Consider the following 23,367-nt stretch of genomic DNA (forward strand, 5'->3'; position numbering starts at 1 on the left):
CGTCCAAATCAAATCGGTATTCAAGACAAAAGAAGCAGAACCAATTCGGTTCTACTTCACATCCATGCTATTGATGTCAAAGTACTTCTTGTAATCAATTTTTGTTTTAAACACTCTACCTTCACCCAATGCAGAGGATATCATAGGAAGAGAAACAATCTGCCCTTTTCTCTCTAGAACAGATAAATCACTCATGCCATCATTCATAAAAGTGTCTTTTGAGGGTAAAGTTGTTGAAATTGGTTTCCAACCATTATTATATGTTTTGTATTTATCATCATGGTAAATCAAGGAATTCGTTAGTGGAGGTAAAAGAAGTAACACCGGACGAAATCCGCATGCTGTACCCGAAACATTGAACTCTGACAAGGTAGCAGAATCACTATAATATCCTCTTAATCCACCTGCCCCTCCTCCTCTTCTCACCCTTCTACTGGCAATAGTTTGAGTTGCACTCGTCCAAGATGGCGTGTCTGATTTCCAGTTCCAGATATTATCATCTCCGGGCGTGATTAAACCGTTCAACGTATCATTCACAATATATTTGTTCCATTCGTTATCTTCATCCTCAGGACTAGTACCACCAGTTAGCAGCCTAAGAACTGATTTGGTTTGGCGGTTTGTTTTAATAAGCTCAATTTCTCCAATCCCTAGTGACCATCCTGAACCAAGATAACTGTCTTTAAGTAAGATCGAGAAATATCTGGCACGTGCTTTTGCTTTAAAAAAGTGTTTAATTTCATTATTTGGCAGCACCGCGTTCATAATAAAATTCCAATTATTCTTATCATTTGACCAACTAAAACCAAAGTTTTTACAACGATAACCCGATGTATATAGTAAATTGGTCAGAGCTAATCCATCTATCTCTTCTTCTTTCCCCAAATCAATAATTATTCTTGTAATTTTCCCTTTATCTCCATCTGATTGCAAAAAGCCGTCAGTATGAATGTCAATGCCATCAACCACTTTGGATATTGAAAAATTCTCAAAATGATTAGTATCAGTCTCGACGTGCTTGTTGAACGCGACATTCTCATAGTCCAATTCAATTGGCAATCCGCTTCCATTGGCTATTCCAGCACTATTTAAGGTATCCCATGAAATGGAATGCTGTATGTTTCTATCAGCGATCAATTTCCATCTGCCCAGATAATCCCTATCGACACAAATAAAATAAAAATCACCGTTTGGTGCAGCAGATGATGTTGTAGGTGAAATGAAGCCGGATGTTTCTTTCCCAAGTCCTGAAAAAGTACCGAATGTATTTGATATTGCTTTGTAGTGGCATCTTATTTTTTTTCCAATTTTTAATTGTTCAACATTTTTTACCTCTTCTAGCACTTATATTCACCTTCTTTCTATTCTTTATATTCGAATACAGGTCGAAAACCATTAAATTCCGATGCAGAATCTGCTGCTATGTGATACAAGGCCTGAATCGTTTTATACCCTCTTCTTACTCTTTTTTTAGAGTCAGTCGTGTTAAACCCGTCATATGTGATAACCCCAAGAGCTGGAGTCTCTTGACAAACCGTTATTTTTTCATTCCAATGGAAAACATCATTTATAGTGTGGTCTTGTTGTATCTTGCTTGAAGGAAAGTTAACTATATATTTATCCCACTCATTATTAGCAGGCCACCCACCATAGCCTTGATCGGTTAATGATTTATTTCCGTTAGCATCCGCATAAGCAACGCCGCCAGTAAGGGAACGAAGAATTCCCTCCACCGTAGAAATTGTCGTACTAACCCCTTCGATATACTTCACACTATTCAAATAGTCCCATGACCATTGGTTTCTAAGAACTCTGTCTGAAATAATTAATCCTTTGTCGACTTTAACTCCATACCAGTACTTACCTTTTGAGGTTTCCCCATTTGGAATTCCTTCTAATGGGCATTCTGTATATCTTGACGTGTCTGCGCCGAACTCAAAATAGCCATCAGGCTGATAACTCCAAACGATATAATCCCCAATCTTCATATCCTTCACATGTTTTCTCAATTGTCCCGTAGTCGCTGGAACTGGCATCCTTAACCCTCCACCCGTAACGAATCAATCTTCTTCAACTTCCCATTCGGTATCCTCTTCCTCAAAAGCACACCTTCATCTTCCCAAGTTTCGTCCCGCTCGTACTTGTAGCGATAGTGCTTTTTCAGCTCCAGCACGCCCTCGTCGGAGTTGACCCATTCGTTGGTGTATTTGGCTGAATCGGTGAAGTCGTCTACGGTAAAGGTCGCGCCGTGCAGGGCGGGGATGAATTCGATTTTGAGCTGAGCGTATTTGGCGAAGGGGGCGCTGTCGAGATTGCCGGCCGTTTTGTCGATGGCTGCGTATTCGGTCCAGGTGATGCTGTCCGCAGAATAGCGGATGTATAGCTTATAGTCTGCCGCACCCTTCATGTCTACCGCCTGTGTCATCCGTTGAAAGGAGGCGAATCGGTCCTGGATGATGATCGGCAGCGACTCCCAGGAGCCGGAGGGAGCGTAGACGATGTTTCCCTCATCGTCTTTCTTGAGTTCCTTCAATTGCAGTTTGCCGTCTTTTATGACGGTGTTCGTAAAAGTGCCTGCTGCCAAATCGACGGGAATAATCACTTCATGCGTTGCGTTTGTCATCGAATCACCTCATCGTATCGTCCAATTGATCTGCCCGGCATGCTTCGCCTTCAGGGGCGCTTGAATCTCATCCACAAGATATCCGTTTCTGCGAATGTGCATTGTGCCGTCCAGATCGATGTCTGACGTTATTTTAATCTGCATGAACGCCGCATCATTATAGGGAATGGAGAGAATGCACTGAAAATCGATGTTGGCGTCGTGGAGCTGCATTTGTTTTTTGTAGCCGATGTTGTACTGGGTAATCGAGTCGGAGAAGGCCCCTCCCTTCCCGCCCGCCGTGATCAGCTTGGCGTCGGAGACGGCGTTTTTGTACGTAATTATGTCGTTGTACAGGAAGGTCCGCCCGGTCAGCGGATATTCCCGCGAGGAGGCCGAGTAGGACAAGGACAGCCGGTGGCCGTTCATCGTGAAGACGCCGTTGCCGACATCGAAGTAGATTTGCGAGCCTTCCCCGATCAATCCGAACCGGATCAGTTTGGTTTTGTCTATATGATAAAAGCTGTTTGCTTTTCCGTTGTCGAAGTTATATTCAGCGAGATGCGTGCCGTCGGCATATTCCGCCACCCAGATGAACGACTGGGCGACAGGCGAACGCGTTATGTGCTTGTCAAAAATCATGCGTAACCTCCCATTGTATTGTGAGATGAATATTTCCATAAAGCAAAACAGACGGGACCCTATCGGCCCCGCCTGGATACAGTGTCTTGGTGTACATTGTTGCTCTATTCAACGTTATACATAGCGATAGGACACGCGCAGCTTGAATTCTTGCCGGCCGCTCGACGCGTCCAGCGGAATTTTTGGCTGCACCGTCACGGTCACATAGTTGCCGGCGGCGTCCATCGGATTCCCGTTATTGTTGACCCCGAGAATCTCCTGGCTGGCCGGAGTCAGCGGAATCGACAGCGGGTTGCCCTCATGATCCTTCGTCGTCTTGCCCGTCGTGCCGATCGGCTTCATGCGAATTTTGCCGACTGCCGATGTCTCCTCCTCGATATCGGTCTCGCCGAGGGAGTCCACCTGAACATGGAACCAATTGTTTCGGACGGCTTCGACGTCGTTTTCAGGCGTATCGCCGGTACCCCCGCCCATGTCGCGCGTCGTGAACGTGCAGTCCTCCATCTTCGAGACGTCGGTCTCGCCGTTGCGGTTGTTCCAAATGTTAAACGTGCGCAGCGGCCCCAGATCTCCGGCATCAATAACGCCAAAATCAAACGGAGCCTCAATTTGGGCAGTATGCGTGTCGTTGAACCAGCTTACGATCGGTTTGGTCATCTTTTTTCCTCTTTTCTCGTTATCGTTATATGTTGACGATGAGCTGCAGCGTGACATGCTGGATGTTCACGCCTTGCTTCACGACATGAAGCCGGAACATATCGCCGGCATTCACAACCTTGTTATCGATGACGGCGCTGCGATCATCGACATGCTGATGGGCCTTGATGCGAACCGGCTGGGACATAATCCCGCTCCAATTCACCCCGTCCAGCGATTTTTCCACTGTAATCTCGGTATCGGATTCGCCGGCTACCCCGCACAACGCTTCGATGCCGACCAGTTCTCCCTGAAAAGGGAACCTCGCAATGACGCTCTGAACGCCCTGATATAAGGAATTCGGCAGGCAGAACACCATCACCCGGTCCTTCACTTCCAGCGGGATGCTTTTTAACTTCACATGCTCGGCGACCGTCATCAGGCCGTCCGCATGCTCGCTCACCGGCTGAATGCTGCGGCCGAAAATGTCGATGAGCACCCATTCCTTGCCGTCGAACCGGTAGCGGTTGCCATCCTTGTACGTCTGCACGGTCCAGCCGATATGCGGATACGGATAGGTCGCGATCAGCTCCTTCCTATCCGCCACGGGAGGCTTGAACACCAGAAGCGTTGACTTATAAGCCAACAGCGCCTGCTCGGCAGCGAGCTTCGCCTCATCCGCGGCCTGATTCGCCTGGTCGGCGGACCGATCGGCCGCATGAGCCGCCTCCTTCGCCATCGCCACGGCCTCGTTGACCTCCGCGATGGCCAGATTCGTCTCCCGCAGCCGCTGCAGCATCTCGTCAATCATGTCCTGCAGCGTCTTGACGACATCCGGATGCCGGCTGACCATCGCATAGATGCGGGAAGCCGGATAGAGGATCAGGCCTCTGCCCTTATATTTGCACAACAGCGTCTTGCCTTCCTGGGACGGATGGAACTGAATCGTTCCGTTCGCATAGTTGACCAGAAATTCATGCGGCGACAAGGCCAGCTTCTTATCGAAACGTTCCGGGTCGACCTCGGTCAATCCCTCGATGCGGACCTTGTCGGTCTGCGAAGGAATCTCCAGCAGCGTAATCTGGTTGTTAATGACGGGGAGCGAATCGATATGCTCCTTGTAAGGCTCCTCTGGCGTGCCTTCCCGCCAAATAATGGTCACCGGATCATGCAGTTCGAGATGCGTCCGTAATTGGGCCATCCTATCACCTCCTTAATCTATCGATGAATTCGAAATGCAGGCCATCATTGCAACCCAAAAACGCCTCTCGTTGAAGAGAAGCGCTGGCATGCCTACATATTGATCAATGAATTTCCTTCGCGAATCGTCGTCCCATTTCCGAGACAGGTCGTCACGCTTGACCCCTGGACGGCAATCAGCTTGCCGTTCAAATACACCCGCTTCGCGTTGCCGCCCGTTATCGTGCCTTGCCCGCTCCCCGACGTGCCCGGAGAAATGTTGATGTACCGTGTCCTAGCGGTATCCGAAGGAACCGGCGGGCTCGCTTGCCAGGCTTCGTTCACCCGATCCCCGACGACGGCGGCAGACACGCCGTTCACATAGAAGCGGGAGCTCGCCGCAATGCCGCGGCCGGTAATCAGCGCGCCGGTGCTGCCTGAGCCGGTCGTGTGCCATTCATCGCCCCTAGGATCGTCACACTCTCCGGTGTCGGGATCCCGATGCGCGCACCAAGGCTCCTCATAAGTCTGTATCGTATAAGTTACATGCCCATCCTTCACGACCGGGGCGGTTGCGCCCCCATGCAAGGCGATAGCAGCCATCGCATCCCCTCCCTTCACGGTGAACCGGCTTGCCCACGAACGGTTCATCCTTATTTACAACTATCAACTGTTCACAAAATCAAACTGGACCGCATGGAAGATCATGTTGCCGTCAGCGGTCATCTCAATATAAGCGCGTTCGGTGCCGAAGCGGCCCGCGCCTCCCTTGGCGATCGCTTCGATGTCTCGACCGTCCAGCACGATGCCGCTCTCCTTCGCGGTCACGTACACGCCTTCGTCCCTCAAGTCGAAGCTGCGTTTTTTGCCCGTGGCGCTGGCGCCGTATTCCAGCATATAACCGCCGGAATACTTTTTCTCGACCGCCACGCCGTGGCCGTCCCCGGTGCCGTCTCCGATACCGAGATAGCGGACCGGCTGGGCGCCGCCGCCAGGCTTGTCTCGCTCGAACGTAATTTTTTGCTTCACATTGATGCTGTCAAAATTGTACGTGTTGGCCACAATCCCGGTATTTTCCGTCGTCAACACTTTCTTGTCCGCATCCTGCCAGTAGAGCGGACGGCCGCGCGAATCCTGCGCCGGCTCGCTCTTCGACACCCTGGCGGTGATGAACTGAATCGCATGCTCCTGGATCTCGATATAGTCGACATATTCTCCTTCTTGCGCATCCTTCGGCAGCGTCTTCACCTTATTCACCGTCAGATCATTCACATACGTCTTGTCGGCCAGAATCGTGTTCACCTGGATCATTTCCGGAATGAGCTTGCCCACATTGATCATATCGAGATGATCCATATCGATGTAGCCGGCTTCCGTATCGATCAGCACATGGCCCGCGGGGCCGACGAACTTTCCTTTGTAGGCCGTCAGATTGCCCTTCATGTCGACGCGGAAGGGGGCTTTCCCGAATTCATCATGCCCGGCCCAGATGCCCAGGCTCGGATAGACCTTGAACACATCGTTGCCTTCGCCGATGACCAGGCTGGAGCCTTCGATATGGCCGTTTTTGAACAAGGAGCTGTCAATCTCGGCGTCCTTCGCGAACAGCTTGTTCATCCAGACATTCCCCAAATAATCGGCGTGAAAAGGAGCCTGCGACCATACGGAGGAACCGAGCGCAAGCCCCTGCTTGTCAATCGTAAACACTTGATCGTCGACCCCGGCCTTGACGAACAGATCGCCGTCCAGGGAGGTGCCGAATGTCTTCTCATACACGCCGTGGCGAATGCGCTCGATCGTGAAGCCGTCATCCGCAGTTATCGAGACCCGGTTCACCTTCGTGCCGCTGCCGCAATCGCCCGAAGCGTACCGGTTCACGATCATGCCGAACCGATCGGGTCGCTCCGCCAGCAGCCCGAGCTTCACGACCTCCCGGCCGCAGCGGTCGTCGATCATGAGGCGGGAGCCCTCGATGGTGAACACCCCGGTCGTATCGCCGATGACGACGCGCTGCCCGAGAATGATCTTGCCGAGCACCGTCTCCGCGATCAGGCCGTCCGGCGTAATCGCCGTATCATAACGCAGCCCGCCCGAGCGCGTCAGGCCCAGCGCGCCATGCGTCGCCCGCAGGAAGCGGTTCGGATCGTTCGGATCGGTAATCGTCAACCCTTTCCGATCCAGCGTCACGAACTCATTCGACGCCATATTGATGTCGTTCGTGACCTTGTTCCAGAAATGGTCGAACAGCCGGCTCATGTCCGACGTATCGACAACGGCCTGCCCCCATTTCTTCTTGTTGGTGTCCACGACAATCGACGTGTTCTTGCTATCGTAGATGAATTTCTCCAGCCGCTTCTGCGCATCGGATACATCTCTGGCATTGCTGATCGTCAGGCTGATATTGCCGTCCTCATAGTCATAGATCATCTCCGCGATGCGGGCTTCGATCTCAAGCTGAAGCCGCTCATGCTTGATCGTGACCCAATCGCCGACGACCAGCTTGTCCCAGTTATGCTGCTCCTCGAGGATCTCGAGGAAGTTCACGATATCGATGCGGAATGTCGTCCGGGGGCGCTGCAGCTCCTTGAACTTCTCAAGCGCCGCCTCATACAGATCTTGCTCGTCAATGTACTTGTCATCGCTGAATTCCCTCTCGATGACATACAGGTTCAGCTCCTGCAGCAGTTCGGGAGCGAAATTGCTGTCGGCGGACAGCGTCTTCTGCAGCTCGGCAATGTTCGCCTTGACATTATCCAGCGCCTGCTCCAAATTGTTGATCTCGATTTCCTTGGCGGCAATCTGCATTTGCTTATTATCGAGGCTGAACTTTTCAATAATGTCCGGCCCGTTGTTCGCCCCGTTCAGCTCGTCAAGGGAGATGAGCGCCACCTGGAGGAACACTTCGGCCTCGGCGCCGCCCCGCACCTCGACGACCGCCCGGTCCGCATGATGCCGCTTGCCGAGCAGCATCCACCGGCCCGGAGCCGCGGCTTGATCCGCGCCGTCGAGCGAGACCGTGACGCCCCCTTGGCTGACCTTGCACAGGACGGCGTACGGATATTCCGGATTCAGCGCGAAGCTTCGCGAGCTGCTGCCGCGATGCGCATACTTCTCGAAAAACATCTTCTGCTCGAACTGCTGCGAAATCATCGTGTCGGTAATGACCGCTTCGTTTTTTTTCAGCTTATCCAGCTCAACGCTACGTTCGTTCAGACTGTCCTCGATTTTCTTGCGTTCGGCCAGCAATTCCCGGAACTTGTCCCGCCTGCTCTCCACCAGCTCCTCATAATCAAGCAGCGCATGGCATAATTCATCGGACATATATTGGCTGTGCCGGATCACCCGCCGCTGCGCGTCCCGCTCGAACGGATACAGAAAATAACGGAAATTCTCGATGTAATTCTGCCCCGTCGGGTTGACCTTTTGAATCGTAAGCCCGTCCTGTCCGAACGCCTTCAACCGGGTGACCATCTCATCCGCTCGCGCTTCCTTGCCGATCGACTTCAGGTACTTGCCATAGGAAAAAGAAAGGCCCTTGTTCACCCCGAACAGCTCCGGCTTGAGCAGCGACACGGTTCGCCGGTGCGTGTCCCATTGGACGACCGCATTGTAGGTCTCGGCCACTTGATAGACCGCATCCAGCACCGTCGTGTTCCCGAACTCGAAGGCGCGGTACGTCAGCTTGAAGTCGGCATCGAGATAGCCGATATTCCAGATCGTGTTGCGCAGCAATTCCGTCAGCACCTGCTCGGCATGATACGACTCGACGCTGTAATCCCGAATCGATTTGTCGCTCAGCTCATAAGGAAGAGCGAAGCAGGCGACCTGCCGGTACAGCCTGTCGTCCTGTCCGCTGTCCTCGATCGAGTGAATCATATACCATTCGCTTTTCGATCCGAGCGTTACCCGGATATGGTACCGTTCGCGGAGCAGGCCGATATTTTTGTTCGGCACGAGCCGGTGGTTTACGTCCAGGTACAGCGGAATTTTGAAGGTCAGCTCGTTCACGGAGGACAGCGAGATGTTCTGGCTGATATCGTACGCTTCGCTGATCTTGCTGATGACGCTGCCGTTCGGCTTGGCGAGGAACAGCTGCGGCCGGTACGGCTTCTTGAGATAATCAATATCGCCCAGCAATCATCATCGCCTCCTTTATTGAATTCTCCGGAATTGATAGCGGAACTGGAACGCGGCGTTCCCGCGCACCTTCAACACATTCCTTCCGGGCGGCAGCGACAGATACCCGTCGTTGAACTCGGTGTAGCGGTACGTGTTCACCAGACTGGTCTCGATATGCTGCCGATCATTGTTCACATACACCGTTTCCTCATCCAGCAACTGCTCGAAGCGAAAAGCGGCGTCTCCCCGCGACGTGTTCACGATCGCGAACTCGCCGCTGCCTTCCTTCGTAATCCAGATTTCCGGGGAACAGTTCACATCTCCCTTATTGTCGAACACGACAACCGGTTCCAGCCGGAAGGAGATGGACTGGAAGGCAGGAGTGACGCCATGGCGCCCGGACTGCAGGATAAGCCGGTACCGCAGCATCGCTTCGCGTAGGGGCGTCCCGGCTTCGATATCCGGAATGCCGCCGCCGTTCACGCACGTTTTCCAATCGCTCCAGGTCCGTCCCTGATCCGGGGAAAGCGAGGTCTGGACCGCAGCCCGGCAGGAGGGCGGAACATCGCATTCCCAGGCCAGCTTCGTTAGGGCGCCGTCTCCATCGAGCGCAATCGACAGCGGCTCCGAGGTGTACACCCCGAGCAAATTCGATAATGCAAGCCAATTTGCCATCCCATCCACCTCTATTCGATCTTCCCGAAGGGACGGAACAGAGCGGAGATGCCGCTCTCCTTCCACTTGGCGATGCGATAGCCGAGCCATACGGCGGCCCCGTCATAGATGCTCGTTCCGTCCGTCAACGCCCATTCCGGTTCGGTTCCCCCGGATTCGCCCGCCGTGATGCAGACATAAAAACGGCCGTTATCGACCGCCGGAAATACGATATCGTGCTTCTCGTACCGCTTCGAGCGCTGCCAGCGCCGCGCTCCCCGCGTGTCCTGCACTTCCTGGCCGGACGCGGTCGGAAAGACCGGCTCCAGCGCGCCGGAATGTCCGGCTTGAATGCACACATAGACATGGGCGTTATCCGTCTGCGGGACGACATAATCCCCTGTCTTGTAAGAGGTGAGCTCCGTCCAGGAAGGAGCCGTGCGGCCGGTCCGCGTATTCACCCAGCCGGCATAAGCCCCGATCGCCGGCTCCGCATTCCAGACGATGTCCCGCTGCTGCCACGTTCCCGCCACCGGCGGGGCCGTGGCGTAGTTCGGCGAGGCCTCATCCAGCTTGGCGAAGTTCTGGCCGAGCTGCTCGATCGTCTCGTAAATCTCATCCGCATAGTCTGGAATATGCAGCGCTAGTTTTTCCGTTATTTTTGCCATCGTATACTCCTCTCTCCTTTCCTTCACCCGATGTCGGACCATCTCGTCCCCGGGGCGTAATCGCTCCAGCGCGGCCTGCGCGAATCGAGCCGCAGCTCTCCCTGCGGACCGAGAATCAGCGCTTCCCGGCTTCCCTTCGCGAAGTCCCGCTCCGCAATCTCCGCTACGGTCTCCTTCCATTCATACCGCGGAGAGTAATAGACCGGGGAGTAAGAATACGGAGAATCGCATTTAAAGGTCACGTTGATATACCCTTCGGCTAATCCGTTATGGATCAGCATCGGCTCGTCGATGACCAGCGCGTAGAAGACCCGCTCCGGATCGGAAGAGAAGACGAGCTCCCGGTAATAGCTCTGCTCGGTCAGCCAACGCGCCGCTTCGCGAATCCGGTCCGAGTTCCATGTTTCTTCGAATGCGCATGAGACCTGGAAGCGCAGCGGTTCTTTGGCGATGTTTTGAAAATAGGGCCTATCCCGTCCCGCGATGCTGACCTCGCGAATTGAACGCGGGGCCGCGAAGCTCTCCTCCAGCATGCCGGAGCTGATATTGACGTTCCGGATGCCGAAATCGATGCTGGATACCCCGGCATAGACGAAATAATCCGCGTCTCTAATCGTCATGTTGCCATTCACCTGCCTTTCCTATAATCGATGTCCCCGGGCCCGGAGCGCCGTATCGAGCGATTTGGCGATATCTTCCCCGTCCTTCTGCGCGAAGTTCCCCGTAATGGAAATGTGGAAGTTCTGGGTCGGCGCTCCCGCCAGGGCAGGCTGAAGCGCGGGAACGGAAGCGAACGGCCTTTTGATGGAATCGATAATGTTTCTGGTAATATCGACCACCTTCAGCAGATTGAACGAATCGGCTTTGTTCAGGATCAGCTCTTTTTCATGGGCGAGCAGGAATTTGCCCTGCTTGCCGCCCCACGCCGGAGTCATGCCGCCGGATTCGGCGGAGAAGAGTTTTTTGTTTTTGATCTGGTCAGCTGCGCCCGGAAGCATGGTTCCCGAGGACGTTCCCGGCTGTTTGACCGTACCTGAAATCGACGGAATTAAGCTCTTCCCGTACTGCTCCAGCTCGTCATAATCCTGCTTGAAGCCATACTTGATGTTGTCGGCGATCGTCTGGCCAAGCCGTTCGCTAGCCTTGGCCAGTTCCTCGAAGAACACGCCGTACTTGACTTTGATTTCGTCCAGCGCCGTGAACACGACGTTCTTGTCATTGCTGAGCAACTGCTGCTTTATGCCATAGAAGTACTTTTCATCCTCCAAAATTCCCTTATAATGCTGCTCGATTTTGCTCTTCTCGATGTCCAGCTTGGCTATCTTATCGTTATGCTGATTATCTTCGAGCTCTTTTTCGTTCTCGATGATTTTGCGCCGGTCTTCCAACTGATCGGAGAGGGCCTGTTTCCGCAGCTCCCGTTCCCGATCCAGCTTGAACTTGTCGATCTCCTCGTCTTTGGACTCGAGCTGCTCCTGAAGCTGCTTCTTCTTCGCTTTCGCTTCGAAGGAATCGTCCAAGGCCAGAACGTTGAGCCGATCCTGGATATCCTGCCGCTCCTTCATCAGCTTGCGGAGCTGTGTATCGTAATCCTCCTCCGCATTGGCGCGGTCCAGCCCCTTGAGTTGGGCATTGATATAATCCTCGGTCTTCTTGAGCTCCGCATCCAGATGCTTCATCTTCGCGTCGTGGCGCTTGTTCTCCGTCCGAATCTCTTCCTCGATTGCCTGGGTGCGCAGTTCTTTTTCCCGCTGCAGCACTTTTTTCAGGTTGTCGATCAGCTTGTTCGCGTTATCGAGCCTTGCTTTTTGTTCCGCTGCCTGATTATCCGCGATTTGCTTCAGCACGGTGCGCTGGTATTCTTGCAGCGCTTGCCGCTTCGACTCGGCGCGGCGCTTCTCGGCCACTGAGTCGGCGGCAGCTGCCTTGCGCGTCAATTCGGCTATCTGGGATTCGATGGTCCGGCCCGACTCTTCGTAAATGGAGATGATCTGATCGTCGATTTCTTTGGCTCTGCGCTGTTTCTCTTCGGTGTCCAGGCTGCCAAGCAGACTTTTCTCGAATTCGAGCTCGCCGATTCGCTCCTTGTACCCGGCAATCAAGGCTTCGGCTTGCTGTTGACCGGCATGCTCGGCTTCGGCCACGATCTCCTCTTGCTTGCTCCGATCATTGTCCCGCAGCCATTCCAGATAGATCGTGGCGGCCCGTCTCTGCTCCGGCGGCGTCTTGCTGTTCCGGATAAGCTGCTCCGTATCGTCGATCTCTCCGCGGATGCGCTTGCCCTCCGTCACCAGCGCGTTCATGTTCTCGGCCGCGTTCTGCGCGGCAAGCCGCTTCTCTTCGGCCGTATTGATATCGCCAAGCAGCGCCAGTTGATGCCTCAGCTTCTCCCTCTTCTTCTCGCTCGGCTGCTGCCGGCTCTCGAAGCGGCGCTTATAGGCATCGGCCAGTTGGATGACGTTCTGATCGATTTTGAGGTCGGTGTCGCCGATATTGCGGGTCAGCTCCATATATTCTTCGACGAACTTCTCATAGTCCGCTGCCGAATAGCCCGTCTTGCTCCCGCGCTTGCTTATCGACTCGAGCCGAGCGCGGACATCCCCGACGACTTCGCCATTCTTGACCAGCCCGGCAGATCCGAGCAGGGATGCCAGCTCCGAGCGGCGCGATGACTGCGATTGCCGCAGCTTCCGCAGGGCCTCCCCCATGTCATTGTACAGACCGATCCGCTTCTCCAGCAGTTTGTCGTACTGGCGCCCGGACGCCATCGCCTCTTCCATTTGCTGCTGATTTTTCTCCAGGGACGCATTGACCCGCTGAATCGCTTCCTCGAATGGGTTGAACCGCAAGCTCGGCTGGTAGGAATCCTTCTTGCCGGAAGAAGAGGAGGAAGTTCCTTTGCGGCTGACTCCGTAGTAGGCGTCATCGAGCATGGCTTCATATTTTTTGTAGTACTCTTCAGTATCTTGGATTTTCTGTTTCACTTCATCCAACTGATTGTCTTGGAACCGTTGAACCGGATCCAGGAGGACCTTCGCGCCAGGAACAATACTTGTGACAACGTTCGCTAACTGCTTCGTCGTCTCCCGGTTCTTCTCGATTTCTCCGATTGTCTTTTTGGCATCGGCGAGATCCTTAATGCTGCCCATCTCGACGCCGTAGATGCGAATCCGGGCCTTCGATTGGAAATAAGCCGCCAGCGTCGAACGTTTTTCGTTCTCCAGGTCTTCCTTCGCCTTCTTCAGCTTTTCTTCCCGTAATTCTTGAATGCCCTCTTTCTCCAGCCTCCAGCCGTCGGCCGCCTTGCTGATATGCTTTTGCAGCTCCGGATATTGGGCCATCAGATCCAGCATCGCCTCGGTAGACATCGATTGGCCCGCCTCCAGATCGGCCAAAATCTGATTGAACGATTTCAGCTCGTCCTGCGTGCTCTTGATCCGGTTGCGAAGCTCGTCGCTTTCCTGCTTGCCTTTCTGCAAAGAAGAAGCCAGGCCGTCCAGCCCGTCCGCCGCGCCGCCGGCGCCGAACTTCATCTGGTTGAATCGCTGCTCCAAATCTTTCAATGAGCTTCCGGTAATTTGGATGTTCCCGGGCAGCTTGGCGAATAAGTCGACAACGTCTTCGACCTGCTGAATGTCGCCCTTCTGGAAGGCTTGAAAGATCGCAGCGAAGTCACTCTCGCTAATCTCCACCCGATTGGTGGCGGCCCAGGAGGCCAGCACATCAGTCAAGAAGCGGGTATGCTCATTCAGTTCCTCTCCTTTGGATTCGAAGGCGTCGACATAGGACTGGAGCCGTCCTTTGATCGCGTTCTCTGCCGTACTGACCGCTTCCGTAAATTCGGTGTTGGATTCTTCCCATTTTTCTTTCGCTTTTTTCACTTCTCCAGCAAGCTTTTCTCTTAACTCCTTGACCGTATAAATTTTGTCCGAGGCATTTGGATCAAGATCGAACTCCGGGAACTCTTCGAACGAATAATAGACATTTTCATTGTCCTTGCCCTTATATTTTGCAAGGAACTCTTCATACTTTTTCCACTTTTTATCAAGTTCCTCTTCCGCCCTGTCCCTTTTCGCAGAGGTTTCATCGATTTTGCGATCGATTTTCGACTTCTGACTTTCGTATTCCAACTGCGCATTTTCCCGCTCGCTCTGAATCTGTTCCTGAAGCAAGGCGATTCGCTGTTTAATCAGCTCGTTGTTCTCCTTTTGCGCATCGGCATGCTCATCCAACGACTTTACGCTGATGCCGAATTGGGACCGAAGCGTATCCTCAATCTGAGCAAGACGTATCTTCGCCTGAATCGATTTCTCCTCGAGCGCCGTCAATTCCTCATATTCCGCAGCTAGTGTCTTAAGATAACTGGCTTGCGCGACGGATTCCTTTACACGCTCAAACGACTGGGCGACATTCTCCGCGCCCTCTCCCGCATCGCCGAATAGCCCGATCAGCTCGGATACGCCCCAAGAGATCAGGGCAACTAGTGCTCCTATACCTGTACTGACCACCAAGCTTTTAATGGCTCTGCCCAACATTTTCGTTGCAGCAGCCAGTCCTCTCAGTCCGGTAGCTGCCGTAGCCGAAGCCGGAGCAATACCAAGAAGACCGGCCGCTGTCTGGGAGATGCTCCCGATGAAGGAGGCAATCGCCGTACGGACCACTTTTACCGTTGCCGCCATCGTCCCGAACAGTAGCGGCAGCGTACCGATTCGCTCCGCGAGCCAGACGAACGTCTGTCCCAATGCTGTCGCGGCGCTGATCAACGCAATAAGCGAATCGCTGATGAAAGCCTCGCCCATCGTGAGGGCGAGCTCCTGCCACGCAGTCCGCATATTCGCGAGCCGGGCCTCGAGCGACTGCATATGCGCCTCATTGTCCCTCATCGCCGCGCCTTCGGAATAAAGCGCCGCGTTCGCCGCATCCAGCGCCACGGGGTAATTCGCCATCAAGGCCATAAAGCGCTGCATATGATCCTTGCCGGCGATCGTCTGCGCGATATAGCGCTGCGTCCCTTCCGAGAGCTGATTCCATTTGCCGGCCAGCTCCTCCGCAATGCTCGAAGCCGATTTTAACGTCCCCGACGTATCCTGCAGCGACACCCCCGCCTCCTGCAGCGCGGCGGCCGAGGTATCGGCCTTCATGATGCTCTCATATATCGCTTCCAGGCTGCTTCCGATAACAGCGCCCGATTCCTGCGTGATGCTGCCGATAGCGGCAGTATGTCCGATCAGCTCTTCCATGCTGACGCCATAGGATCGCGCCGCTGCGCCGGCTTCGGTCAAGGAGAGCGCCAAATCCCGCGTCGAGACGGCGTAGGCTTGATCGACCGCCTTGAGCGAATCGAGGATCGTCATGCTTCGGCCCGCCTCGATCTGGAAAGCGGACATGGCGGCGGTAAGCGCTACGATCGCTTCATCTCCGCTTAGACCCGAAATATTCCGGGCCAATTGCACCGTCTCCGCCAGCGCCATAACCTGCTGTTCATTCCAGCCCGAACGGGACAGGCCGTGCATCGTATCGAGAACATCGTTCAATGATCGGCCCAATTCGCCGGCCAGCGTGACGGAACGGTCCAGCATGCGGTCGAAGTTAGTATCCGCGTCCATTTCCCGCCGAAGAGCGGCCATTTTGGAATCGATCTCGATAACCGTCTGCACCGCCTGCCGTGCCCCTTCGATCGGGGCATTGACCAGTTGTTTCGCTACATTCTGAAGCACAGATTGTTTCGCATCCTTCAAATAGCTGCCGAAGCTTTTCTGATCTGATGCCCCCGATTCAGGCTGAGCGGCAGCCGGTTCACCAGACCCGCCCTTGCCCTTGGCCGCTTTTTGATTGGCCTCCTCGATCTGCTTGCCCAGCTTTTTATAGCTGTCGATCGCCTCCTTGACCGACTCGTTCTGCTTCACGATAGCCGTGCTGCACTCCTTGAGCGATCGAAGCATGGCGGGATCGATGGCGGCTCGCAGTTGAAGCGTTTGGAGCGACGGGCTCTTTTCGAGCGCCCGAATCGCTTGGTTAATCGCCTTGGTCGAGCTCCTCATATCGAGCGACGCCGACAGCCGCAATGTTACATCATTCACTCTCTTCCCCACTCCTTTCTGTCCATGCCAAAAAGAGCGGTTCTCCCCGCTCTTTTGCGCACCTTTTCCTTCCCGGAGATGTACTCTCCGTCTTGTCCCGCTTCATGCTCGATTCCCTTCCGTTCTATTCCTTCGGCTCGTCTTCCTCAAGCGGCTTCGCCAGCACATACCGAATCTCATACATCGCATCCTGCTCGGCGAAGCCCTCTACTGGCGTCCGGTTCAAAAACTGCAGCAAATTTTTCACCATATGATCCGATAATTCATACTTGGCCATCTTAATTCTCCCCCTTTGCTCCGCGCGCCGATGCCCGGGAGGAGGATCGCGTTAACGGGGATGCCGCTGCCGGCTCCGAGTCTCCCGTGCTTGCCGCGGCCTCCTTGCCTTCCTGGTCTGCGCTGCGTGACTTGCTGCGCTTGCCCGCCTTCTCTTCCCTGCCCGCTCTATAGGCTGCCTTATCCGTCTTATCGGTCTTATCTGTCTTATCGGTCTTATCTGTCTTATCGACCTTACCTGCCTTGCCGGCTGCCTTCACTGCCTTGACTGGCTTGCCCGCCTCGTCTGCGGCGTCCGCTCCCTTCGCCTTGGCCAGCTCCGCTTCCATCGCCCGGTTGAACAACTGCAGCGCGTCATTCAACTCGCCGTACAGCGCAGCCAGTTCCTCCCGGTCGAAGGCTTCCAGGATACGCTCCGTATAGCCGCCGTCATGCAGCGCATGCAGCATCTCCATATAATCGTCGAGGGTCGCGGCATCCGTTACGATCGACGTGAAATGCTTGATCGCAAGCATCGTCTGCAGCCCAAGCAGCATGCCGGCATCCAGCGGCTTATTCTGCTCCAGCGCCTCCGTCAAAACGCGGATAAGCTCCTTCTTCACGTCGCTTTTAACAGATGGACGGAACCGCACATCGATGTCCAGCTTCCGATTTTCCCCGAATTCAACCCGCTTCTTCTCCTTGTACCGGTCCTTCATCTCTTTTTTTACTTGCTTGACTGCTAAATTTTTCATCGCGCTCATATCGCTTCTCTCCTTGTCGCTGGCAGAATAATTGATATCAAAAACTCTGACTCCGGCCAGAGTTTCTCAATCCAAGCATTCTCCAATGAAAAAGGGGAGTGCCGCCACTCCCCCGAAAAGTACAATCGATTATTCCTCGTAAATGATCATGTCCGCCAACGTATCCGTTCCATTTACCTTCACCGGGAAAATGTCGAAGGTCAGCGTAAGCGAGCTCGGATCGCCTGTCGGGCTCATCGCCAAGGTGAAGTTCGGCTGCAGCTTCGCCTTGTAATACGTCATCTGCATCGGCACCATCTCGCCCGCCGCTTCATCCGCATAGAGCGTGTCGCCCACAATCTTCACGTATTTCGGGAAGCCCTTGGCCGTGAAGGAGAGCTTGTTCGCGGAAGCCGACTGGAATTGGTAGTAGACTTCGACCTCCTCCCCTGCCGCTACGGTCGCTTTGTCCGACAGAGCGATTTCGCTGCCGGTAACGGTTTTCACTTCTTGCGCCGCCCCTTTGACGCCATTGGTGAAGGCGAATACGGACACGGCCGTGCTGCCGCCCTGCGGAGCTTTGCCCAGCTTTACTTTTTTGCCGCCTGCGCCATCCTCCTGAACGGTAAGCACTTCCCGCTTATATATGGTCTGCGGACCAGTCACAATCTCTTCTCCCGCCAGGAGCGCGAGATGCTCCATCGTGAAGATTTGCGTCTCGATGGTCAGCGTCGCTCCCTTTTCCCCGTTCCACGCGATGCGCTTCGGGTTGCCGTTGCCGCCGCGGGCATAGACCGTCTCCGACGTCCATTCATTGGTGGCCGATGTGGCATAATCCATATACATAATCGGTTCATTGGTCGCATAGTCGATAACCTGCGTGTTCAAAATCGCTCTAGATCCGTAACGTCCTTGTTCCATAAATCGTTTCCTCCTCGTCGTTGAAGCCCGTGCTTCTTTCATGCTTGTTCTGATTTACAATTTGCTTTTACAATTTGCTTCTTGTCATCCATTCCGGCAGCGATTCATCGCGCCCCAAATATCCATTCGCCCATACCTTCAGCAAGCGAGTATGGCGCTCGCGCACATTCAAGCGCTCAAAATGCTCATACACCTGATAAATCGTCAGTTGACCCACATTAAAAATATGGATGCCGTTGCCCTCCGCATGGCAGAGGATGGACAAAATATCCTTCAAATGAAGCGTATTGTCGTTATCCCGGGCGTACTTCGCCTTGAAGTGCTGCAGCTTGCCGTACAGCTCTTTCGCCTTCTCGTTCTTGAAGCGGACCGGCGCCGTCACCGCGGCCGCAATGCCGTTCACCAGCTTCACGGCGCGAGCGACGTCCCGGTAATTATGACGATCGATCACCGCCGCGTCGCTCACGAAGGCTTGATCGTCCTTATCATAGGCGAACTCGTTTTTCGTAAAAAAACGCAGCGCCTCGCAAAGACGGTAATGAAGCGCCGGTATCGAGCAGATCAACTGGAAATCATCCTCCGCTTCAAGCTGCGCCCAATCGTCATCGTCTACCGAGAACAGCCGCTTCACAACCTCCTCCTTGTCGAAGGTCGCCAGCAAAAGATACAAATTGTACAGCGGCTCGCCTATTTCGCCGATCTGATCGACCGTGGGCGAATAGACGTTCACCTTGCCGGCCGCAATCGGCTTCCCGAGAAAACAACGCAGCCGTTCCGTCATCGTGTCATATCTGCACTCCTCTCTAGCCCCATGCTTCGGGGAATGGTCGGGGGAGCGGCCGCTCCTGTCCGGTTGCCTTGTCAAGCCAAGGTCCGGCGATGATCCCCTGTACTATAGCTAGTGTCCGAATTCGAACCTGTTTTGCCCGTTTTTTGTGCATCCTTTTTATATAAGCAGGAATATTTGATCAACTGATTGACATGATGCTGGTTCTCCTTGAGATACTGCCGGAAAATCGTACCGACCCGCTCCATGATTCGCTTTTTCTGCTGCGCGGTCAGAATCGAGAGCGGGGCGTCATGGTGCACGATCTCGGCCACCTGCTCCCAGTATGTCGCCAGCTTCTGCTGCAGCAGCCGGTTCAACGAACCGTACCGCTGGTTCAACCAATTTTCGACGACCCACTCATAAGGAGAATCATCGAAGCTGTAATCCCGCTTGAAAAAGTCAATTTCCTCGTCATCGTCGTCCAGATTATCCTTCAACCAGTTGACGAAGATCTGGAACAGCAGCGGGTACGCTTTCGTCTCCTCGCCGATGCTGTGGTATACGATCATATATTCATTGATTTTTTGCGGCAAAGGAACTCGCTTCACGAAGCGGTATTCCTTCCATTTCAGGTACGCCTTGCGAATCGTTTCTTTAATCGCCAGCTCGTATTTGCGCACCATCGCCTCCGAGATGCGCCATTGGTAGACGCTTTGGAGTTCCGCCGCGATTTGCTTGTACGGCAGCTTGTCCTGCCGCTCGAAGCTCCGGCCCCGATCCGCAGCCGCAGGCTTGTACTCAATATTGTTTTTGATCAAAATGTAAGGGTACACCCGCAGCTGTTTCTCCGTCAGCAGCGCCTCAATCTCGATTTCCCGCAAAAATTTGGCGAAGCTGCTCTCTCCCCGGATTTGCTGAAATCTTGCGAAAGCATGCGTATCGTAAGGAGAGTACGCCTTGTCTTCCATATCCTTGCCTTTCCCCGCCGCGGCGCCATCCTCGAAGCTCCGCTCCCGGCGATCCGGCTCCTGCTCATTGCCCGGAAGGATCTTGCCGAAGCTCTTCTCCGTGAATCGCTCCAAGGAATACTTCACATGATGATAGAGGCGGGCACGCAGCTGGGATTCCGTAAACAGCAGGTTCCTGTCATTTTGCAGAAACTCGATCACGCATTCTACGAAATACCCTTTGATCTCATCGGCTCCGAAATAGTTGATATATTTTCGTTGAATCGAATGGTACATGCTGCGCACTACGCTATGCTTGATGTCCAGCCGGACCTGCACTCCTTGTTTTTGGTGAATGACGGTCTGGGCAAAAATCCGCTTCAGCGCCGACTCCCTGCTTCCCGCCTGATATTCGGCCAGGATGAGCGCGAGATCCCGCTCTTGGCGAAGGCTAGGTTCATGCTTGCGGAATTGGGCCTCCATCCAGCATTGGAATTGTTCCGGCTGCCCCTCCTCGCTGGCTGCAGGCCGTCTGGACTGCTTTTCCAGGAACAGCAGCAAATATTCCATAAAGCGGATATCGATCTCATCGCGTTCCATGGCGGCGAATTGCCGCCTAATCGCTTGCAGCGCCTGCTGCACATCCTCCAGTCCGAAGCGGATAACGCGATCGTGTTCGGATACAATTCCATTGATCACCGCCTTGTTGCCGCGGCGATATTCTTCCAGCAACCATTTCAAATTCCGTCGTTCCATCGCTCTCAACCCCTTTCTTTCTATCGTAAGGCTCTTTTCGGGATCGAACTTAAACGGGAACGATAGATTTGTTATTATTATTTAACAGAAATATTTAATGTTATTTATAATAACCTTATAACGCTTTTTGTCGGATTTCGGGTATACTATACCTATACGCGTATGTGTGTGACCAGAAAGGAGGGAATTCGTATGAATCATTACTCGGATGACGTAAAAAAACGGCTGAAGCGGATTGAAGGACAAGTGCGCGGCGTGCTGCGCCTGATGGAAGAAGGAAAACCGTGCAAGGAGGTCGTAAGCCAGCTGTCGGCAGTGCGGAACGCGTCGGACAAGGCGTTGGCTCAGATCGTGGCGGATAATCTGCAGCACTGCCTGCTTGAGGAGCAGGCTTCCGGCGGAGACACGGGGAAGATCGTGAAGGAAGCGGTAGAACTGCTGGTCAAGAGCAGATAACGAAAGGGAGGGCATCCGTGCCGCTCCCTTTCTTCTTGCGCCGAATCGCTTTACGTGCATTGAACCGGGGTCGGGTCTGGCCGGAGGCTATCGCTTCTCGCGGCCGTATCATGGGCTTGCTTCCGTTCCCGCATGCGACGCGCCCATTCCTTCATCTCCCGTTCGGTCATCGCATTATAGGTGCGAATCTCGATCCGCGAACCATCCTCCAGCCGCAGCAGGAACTTCGCGAATTCCGGCTTGAACAAGATGCCGACGCGCGCGCCTTCGGCGGTAATCTCCTTCACCTGCGCCCATGGCACAGGCCGATCGCCGTGACTCCAGACGGCGGACTCGTCATAACGGAACAGAACATTGCGCGGCCGGACGAGCGCCAGGAACGAGAGAACCAGATTGCTGCCGAAAAATAGGGTTCCGGTAAGAGCGGCAGCCCAGGCGGCGATCCGTACGGACAAGGAGACAGAGCCGAACAGAGCCCCATAGATTAACCCGGCCGCCCCGGCCAGGCCCAGCATCGATAACAACAGCTTCGCCGCGGCCACCCGCCGCCGGTAACATACATATTCCATCCGCTTATCACCCTTGCCCCTGTGAACGATAAGTTGGAATTGCGTGGCCCGCATTCATGCTTGCTCTTTGTATCGCCTATGTTATCTCCTTTTACCCTCGTCCGGCAAGCCCGAACCGGCTCCGCCGCAGCCTTTTTGTGTTACATTTTTGTTAACGTTTCAGCTAGCTGCGCCTGGAATTAAAGCGTATTTCTTAGGGATGTTGCGATGCTTCTACCACCTGGCTAATATGCTCGTACATCTCCAAATATAGATCCCGCAGCTCGTCATGGGCCTGCACTGCCTCCAGCACGATCTCGTCCAACTGCCGCTGAATGGTCCAATAGGCGCTGGCCGGATTGCCTTCGCGCAGCGGCTCCAGAATGAAGTTGATTTCCGGAAGGGCCCGGAACCACTGCTCCCTTCTCGCGGCAAGCTGCTCCGCCTCCGCGTCTACCCGCGGCAGTTCATCCACATTCAGATAGACTCCCTGCCGCTCCAACACCATGCCGCCAGCGGGGACATGGAGCTCGCAATGGGCGGCCAGCTGCATTCCGGATGAATCCCCGCTTTCTTCCTTTTCGCATTTCAGCACGACCAGCCGGAACCCGTCCGCTTCCCATGCTCCCAAAGGCACCGTCACCTGCTTGGTCCCGGGCACGGCCTGAAAACCATAGACTTCGCGCACGGTGACCGACCGATCCGGGATGACGGTCAACTCCAGCGGCTCCCCCGCTCCCCAGCCGGCCAGGCTGCCGAAGGACATCTCATTCCCCCTGGCCCAGATAAGAATGATCATAAAAAAAGTGCGGGTCCGCCCCATAAACACATGTCCGCCGCTGCATACGATGCGCATAGAAGGGTTGACTGACAAGTCGCATTCCTCTTTTCATCTCATAATATTTGAAAATTTAAAGAATTAGAATGAATACGCATATTTCTCTATTATGGACCATTCTCCCTGTATAGTCACCCTTATTTTCCTGCGCTGCCGGAAGTGCCCGCTCCCGCGGCGAGAGGCGGGTAGGCGTTACAGCCGCCAAGCGAGAACGCGGCTGTGCGGGCTGCCCGCTCCGCTCGGCCGTAGCGGGATGCGACCCGCAGAGGCCGTTCCCGCCAGGCGGGCTGGGCCGCAGCGCTGGGGCTGACACAGCCAGGCGGGCACTCTGCCGAGGGGACAGCTTCCCCTGTTCACCCTGGACCCGCCTCAGCCGCAGAACAATGCTGCAAAAATCAGGCTGTTGAGAAAGAAGTTTTGAGTAGGGAAATGGATATTTCCACCATTCTGAAAACTGCACCATTTCCCTAGACACGCCCATCCGGCAGTCGAAATCCGCAAAATTCCACGATTTCTCCAGACGCTCCTATTCAGTAAGCGAAATCCTGCATAAA

Annotated in this window: 20 protein-coding genes; 1 reads left to right on the top strand and 19 read right to left on the bottom strand. The window is 54.2% G+C overall.

The window, feature by feature from the left end; genetic code table 11:
- Window positions 1-51: 51 nt before the first annotated feature.
- From L6439_RS20190 to L6439_RS20270, 17 genes are all read right to left on the bottom strand, one after another.
- Complete coding sequence (locus tag L6439_RS20190; protein ID WP_213469600.1) at window positions 52-1,344, bottom strand: discoidin domain-containing protein; 1,293 nt, start codon at window positions 1,342-1,344, stop codon at window positions 52-54.
- Window positions 1,345-1,361: 17 nt separating this feature from the next.
- Window positions 1,362-2,036, bottom strand: a complete 675-nt coding sequence (locus L6439_RS20195; protein ID WP_213469601.1) for a hypothetical protein — start codon at window positions 2,034-2,036, stop codon at window positions 1,362-1,364.
- Window positions 2,037-2,038: 2 nt separating this feature from the next.
- On the bottom strand, window positions 2,039-2,623 hold the full coding sequence (locus L6439_RS20200; RefSeq protein WP_213469602.1) for a hypothetical protein: 585 nt from the start codon (window positions 2,621-2,623) through the stop codon (window positions 2,039-2,041).
- A gap of 9 nt (window positions 2,624-2,632) precedes the next feature.
- Entirely contained in the window at window positions 2,633-3,244 is a 612-nt protein-coding gene (locus L6439_RS20205) for a hypothetical protein (RefSeq protein WP_213469603.1), read from the bottom strand.
- Window positions 3,245-3,358: 114 nt separating this feature from the next.
- Complete coding sequence (locus L6439_RS20210; RefSeq protein WP_168182922.1) at window positions 3,359-3,901, bottom strand: hypothetical protein; 543 nt, start codon at window positions 3,899-3,901, stop codon at window positions 3,359-3,361.
- A gap of 25 nt (window positions 3,902-3,926) precedes the next feature.
- Window positions 3,927-5,081 carry a hypothetical protein gene (locus L6439_RS20215; RefSeq protein ID WP_213469604.1) on the bottom strand — a complete coding sequence of 385 codons (1,155 nt, stop codon included), beginning with the start codon at window positions 5,079-5,081 and terminating at the stop codon, window positions 3,927-3,929.
- 92 nt (window positions 5,082-5,173) lie between these two features.
- Window positions 5,174-5,662: a hypothetical protein gene (locus tag L6439_RS20220; protein WP_213469605.1), complete on the bottom strand. Its 489-nt coding sequence runs from the start codon at window positions 5,660-5,662 to the stop codon at window positions 5,174-5,176.
- A 63-nt stretch (window positions 5,663-5,725) separates the two neighbouring features.
- Window positions 5,726-9,196 carry a phage tail spike protein gene (locus L6439_RS20225; RefSeq protein ID WP_213469606.1) on the bottom strand — a complete coding sequence of 1,157 codons (3,471 nt, stop codon included), beginning with the start codon at window positions 9,194-9,196 and terminating at the stop codon, window positions 5,726-5,728.
- A gap of 15 nt (window positions 9,197-9,211) precedes the next feature.
- A complete protein-coding gene (locus tag L6439_RS20230) occupies window positions 9,212-9,853 on the bottom strand; it encodes a phage tail family protein (RefSeq protein ID WP_213469607.1) in 642 nt (213 codons plus the stop codon).
- 11 nt (window positions 9,854-9,864) lie between these two features.
- Window positions 9,865-10,500 (bottom strand): hypothetical protein, encoded by a 636-nt coding sequence (locus L6439_RS20235; protein WP_168182917.1) that lies wholly within the window; start codon window positions 10,498-10,500, stop codon window positions 9,865-9,867.
- A 23-nt stretch (window positions 10,501-10,523) separates the two neighbouring features.
- Window positions 10,524-11,120, bottom strand: coding sequence for a distal tail protein Dit (locus tag L6439_RS20240; RefSeq protein WP_168182916.1), 597 nt, complete (start codon window positions 11,118-11,120; stop codon window positions 10,524-10,526).
- A 21-nt stretch (window positions 11,121-11,141) separates the two neighbouring features.
- Window positions 11,142-16,580 (bottom strand): phage tail tape measure protein, encoded by a 5,439-nt coding sequence (locus L6439_RS20245; protein ID WP_213469608.1) that lies wholly within the window; start codon window positions 16,578-16,580, stop codon window positions 11,142-11,144.
- A 124-nt stretch (window positions 16,581-16,704) separates the two neighbouring features.
- The gene (locus tag L6439_RS20250) at window positions 16,705-16,857 is read right to left on the bottom strand and encodes a hypothetical protein (protein WP_168182914.1); all 153 of its coding nucleotides are present in this window, start codon (window positions 16,855-16,857) and stop codon (window positions 16,705-16,707) included.
- 1 nt (window position 16,858) lies between these two features.
- The gene (locus L6439_RS20255) at window positions 16,859-17,599 is read right to left on the bottom strand and encodes a hypothetical protein (protein WP_213469609.1); all 741 of its coding nucleotides are present in this window, start codon (window positions 17,597-17,599) and stop codon (window positions 16,859-16,861) included.
- A 129-nt stretch (window positions 17,600-17,728) separates the two neighbouring features.
- The gene (locus tag L6439_RS20260; RefSeq protein WP_213469610.1) at window positions 17,729-18,499 is read right to left on the bottom strand and encodes a hypothetical protein; all 771 of its coding nucleotides are present in this window, start codon (window positions 18,497-18,499) and stop codon (window positions 17,729-17,731) included.
- A gap of 67 nt (window positions 18,500-18,566) precedes the next feature.
- On the bottom strand, window positions 18,567-19,280 hold the full coding sequence (locus L6439_RS20265) for a hypothetical protein (protein ID WP_213469611.1): 714 nt from the start codon (window positions 19,278-19,280) through the stop codon (window positions 18,567-18,569).
- Window positions 19,281-19,360: 80 nt separating this feature from the next.
- Window positions 19,361-20,971 carry a hypothetical protein gene (locus L6439_RS20270; protein WP_213469612.1) on the bottom strand — a complete coding sequence of 537 codons (1,611 nt, stop codon included), beginning with the start codon at window positions 20,969-20,971 and terminating at the stop codon, window positions 19,361-19,363.
- A gap of 192 nt (window positions 20,972-21,163) precedes the next feature.
- On the opposite strand from L6439_RS20270, the gene L6439_RS20275 reads away from it, so the two are divergent.
- Window positions 21,164-21,427 (top strand): metal-sensitive transcriptional regulator, encoded by a 264-nt coding sequence (locus tag L6439_RS20275; RefSeq protein ID WP_006675029.1) that lies wholly within the window; start codon window positions 21,164-21,166, stop codon window positions 21,425-21,427.
- Window positions 21,428-21,477: 50 nt separating this feature from the next.
- Here L6439_RS20275 and L6439_RS20280 read toward each other — a convergent pair whose 3' ends face one another.
- Entirely contained in the window at window positions 21,478-21,996 is a 519-nt protein-coding gene (locus tag L6439_RS20280; RefSeq protein ID WP_168182909.1) for a YfjD family protein, read from the bottom strand.
- Window positions 21,997-22,189: 193 nt separating this feature from the next.
- A complete protein-coding gene (locus L6439_RS20285) occupies window positions 22,190-22,849 on the bottom strand; it encodes a topoisomerase II (protein ID WP_168182908.1) in 660 nt (219 codons plus the stop codon).
- Window positions 22,850-23,367: the final 518 nt, after the last annotated feature.

The organism is Paenibacillus dendritiformis (genome assembly GCF_021654795.1).
Lineage (GTDB): Bacteria > Bacillota > Bacilli > Paenibacillales > Paenibacillaceae > Paenibacillus_B.

What these genes read in the sequence shown, in the direction of transcription:
- L6439_RS20235 (WP_168182917.1), bottom strand. Translation starts at nt 10,500, where the DNA reads ATGGCAAAAATAACGGAAAAACTAGCGCTGCATATTCCAGACTATGCG.
- L6439_RS20260 (WP_213469610.1), bottom strand. Translation starts at nt 18,499, where the DNA reads ATGGAACAAGGACGTTACGGATCTAGAGCGATTTTGAACACGCAGGTT.
- L6439_RS20280 (WP_168182909.1), bottom strand. Translation starts at nt 21,996, where the DNA reads ATGGAATATGTATGTTACCGGCGGCGGGTGGCCGCGGCGAAGCTGTTG.
- L6439_RS20250 (WP_168182914.1), bottom strand. Translation starts at nt 16,857, where the DNA reads ATGGCCAAGTATGAATTATCGGATCATATGGTGAAAAATTTGCTGCAG.
- L6439_RS20215 (WP_213469604.1), bottom strand. Translation starts at nt 5,081, where the DNA reads ATGGCCCAATTACGGACGCATCTCGAACTGCATGATCCGGTGACCATT.
- L6439_RS20205 (WP_213469603.1), bottom strand. Translation starts at nt 3,244, where the DNA reads ATGATTTTTGACAAGCACATAACGCGTTCGCCTGTCGCCCAGTCGTTC.
- L6439_RS20255 (WP_213469609.1), bottom strand. Translation starts at nt 17,599, where the DNA reads ATGAGCGCGATGAAAAATTTAGCAGTCAAGCAAGTAAAAAAAGAGATG.
- L6439_RS20200 (WP_213469602.1), bottom strand. Translation starts at nt 2,623, where the DNA reads ATGACAAACGCAACGCATGAAGTGATTATTCCCGTCGATTTGGCAGCA.
- L6439_RS20240 (WP_168182916.1), bottom strand. Translation starts at nt 11,120, where the DNA reads ATGACGATTAGAGACGCGGATTATTTCGTCTATGCCGGGGTATCCAGC.
- L6439_RS20230 (WP_213469607.1), bottom strand. Translation starts at nt 9,853, where the DNA reads ATGGCAAATTGGCTTGCATTATCGAATTTGCTCGGGGTGTACACCTCG.
- L6439_RS20270 (WP_213469612.1), bottom strand. Translation starts at nt 20,971, where the DNA reads ATGGAACGACGGAATTTGAAATGGTTGCTGGAAGAATATCGCCGCGGC.
- L6439_RS20275 (WP_006675029.1), top strand. Translation starts at nt 21,164, where the DNA reads ATGAATCATTACTCGGATGACGTAAAAAAACGGCTGAAGCGGATTGAA.
- L6439_RS20195 (WP_213469601.1), bottom strand. Translation starts at nt 2,036, where the DNA reads ATGCCAGTTCCAGCGACTACGGGACAATTGAGAAAACATGTGAAGGAT.
- L6439_RS20210 (WP_168182922.1), bottom strand. Translation starts at nt 3,901, where the DNA reads ATGACCAAACCGATCGTAAGCTGGTTCAACGACACGCATACTGCCCAA.
- L6439_RS20265 (WP_213469611.1), bottom strand. Translation starts at nt 19,280, where the DNA reads ATGACGGAACGGCTGCGTTGTTTTCTCGGGAAGCCGATTGCGGCCGGC.
- L6439_RS20220 (WP_213469605.1), bottom strand. Translation starts at nt 5,662, where the DNA reads ATGGCTGCTATCGCCTTGCATGGGGGCGCAACCGCCCCGGTCGTGAAG.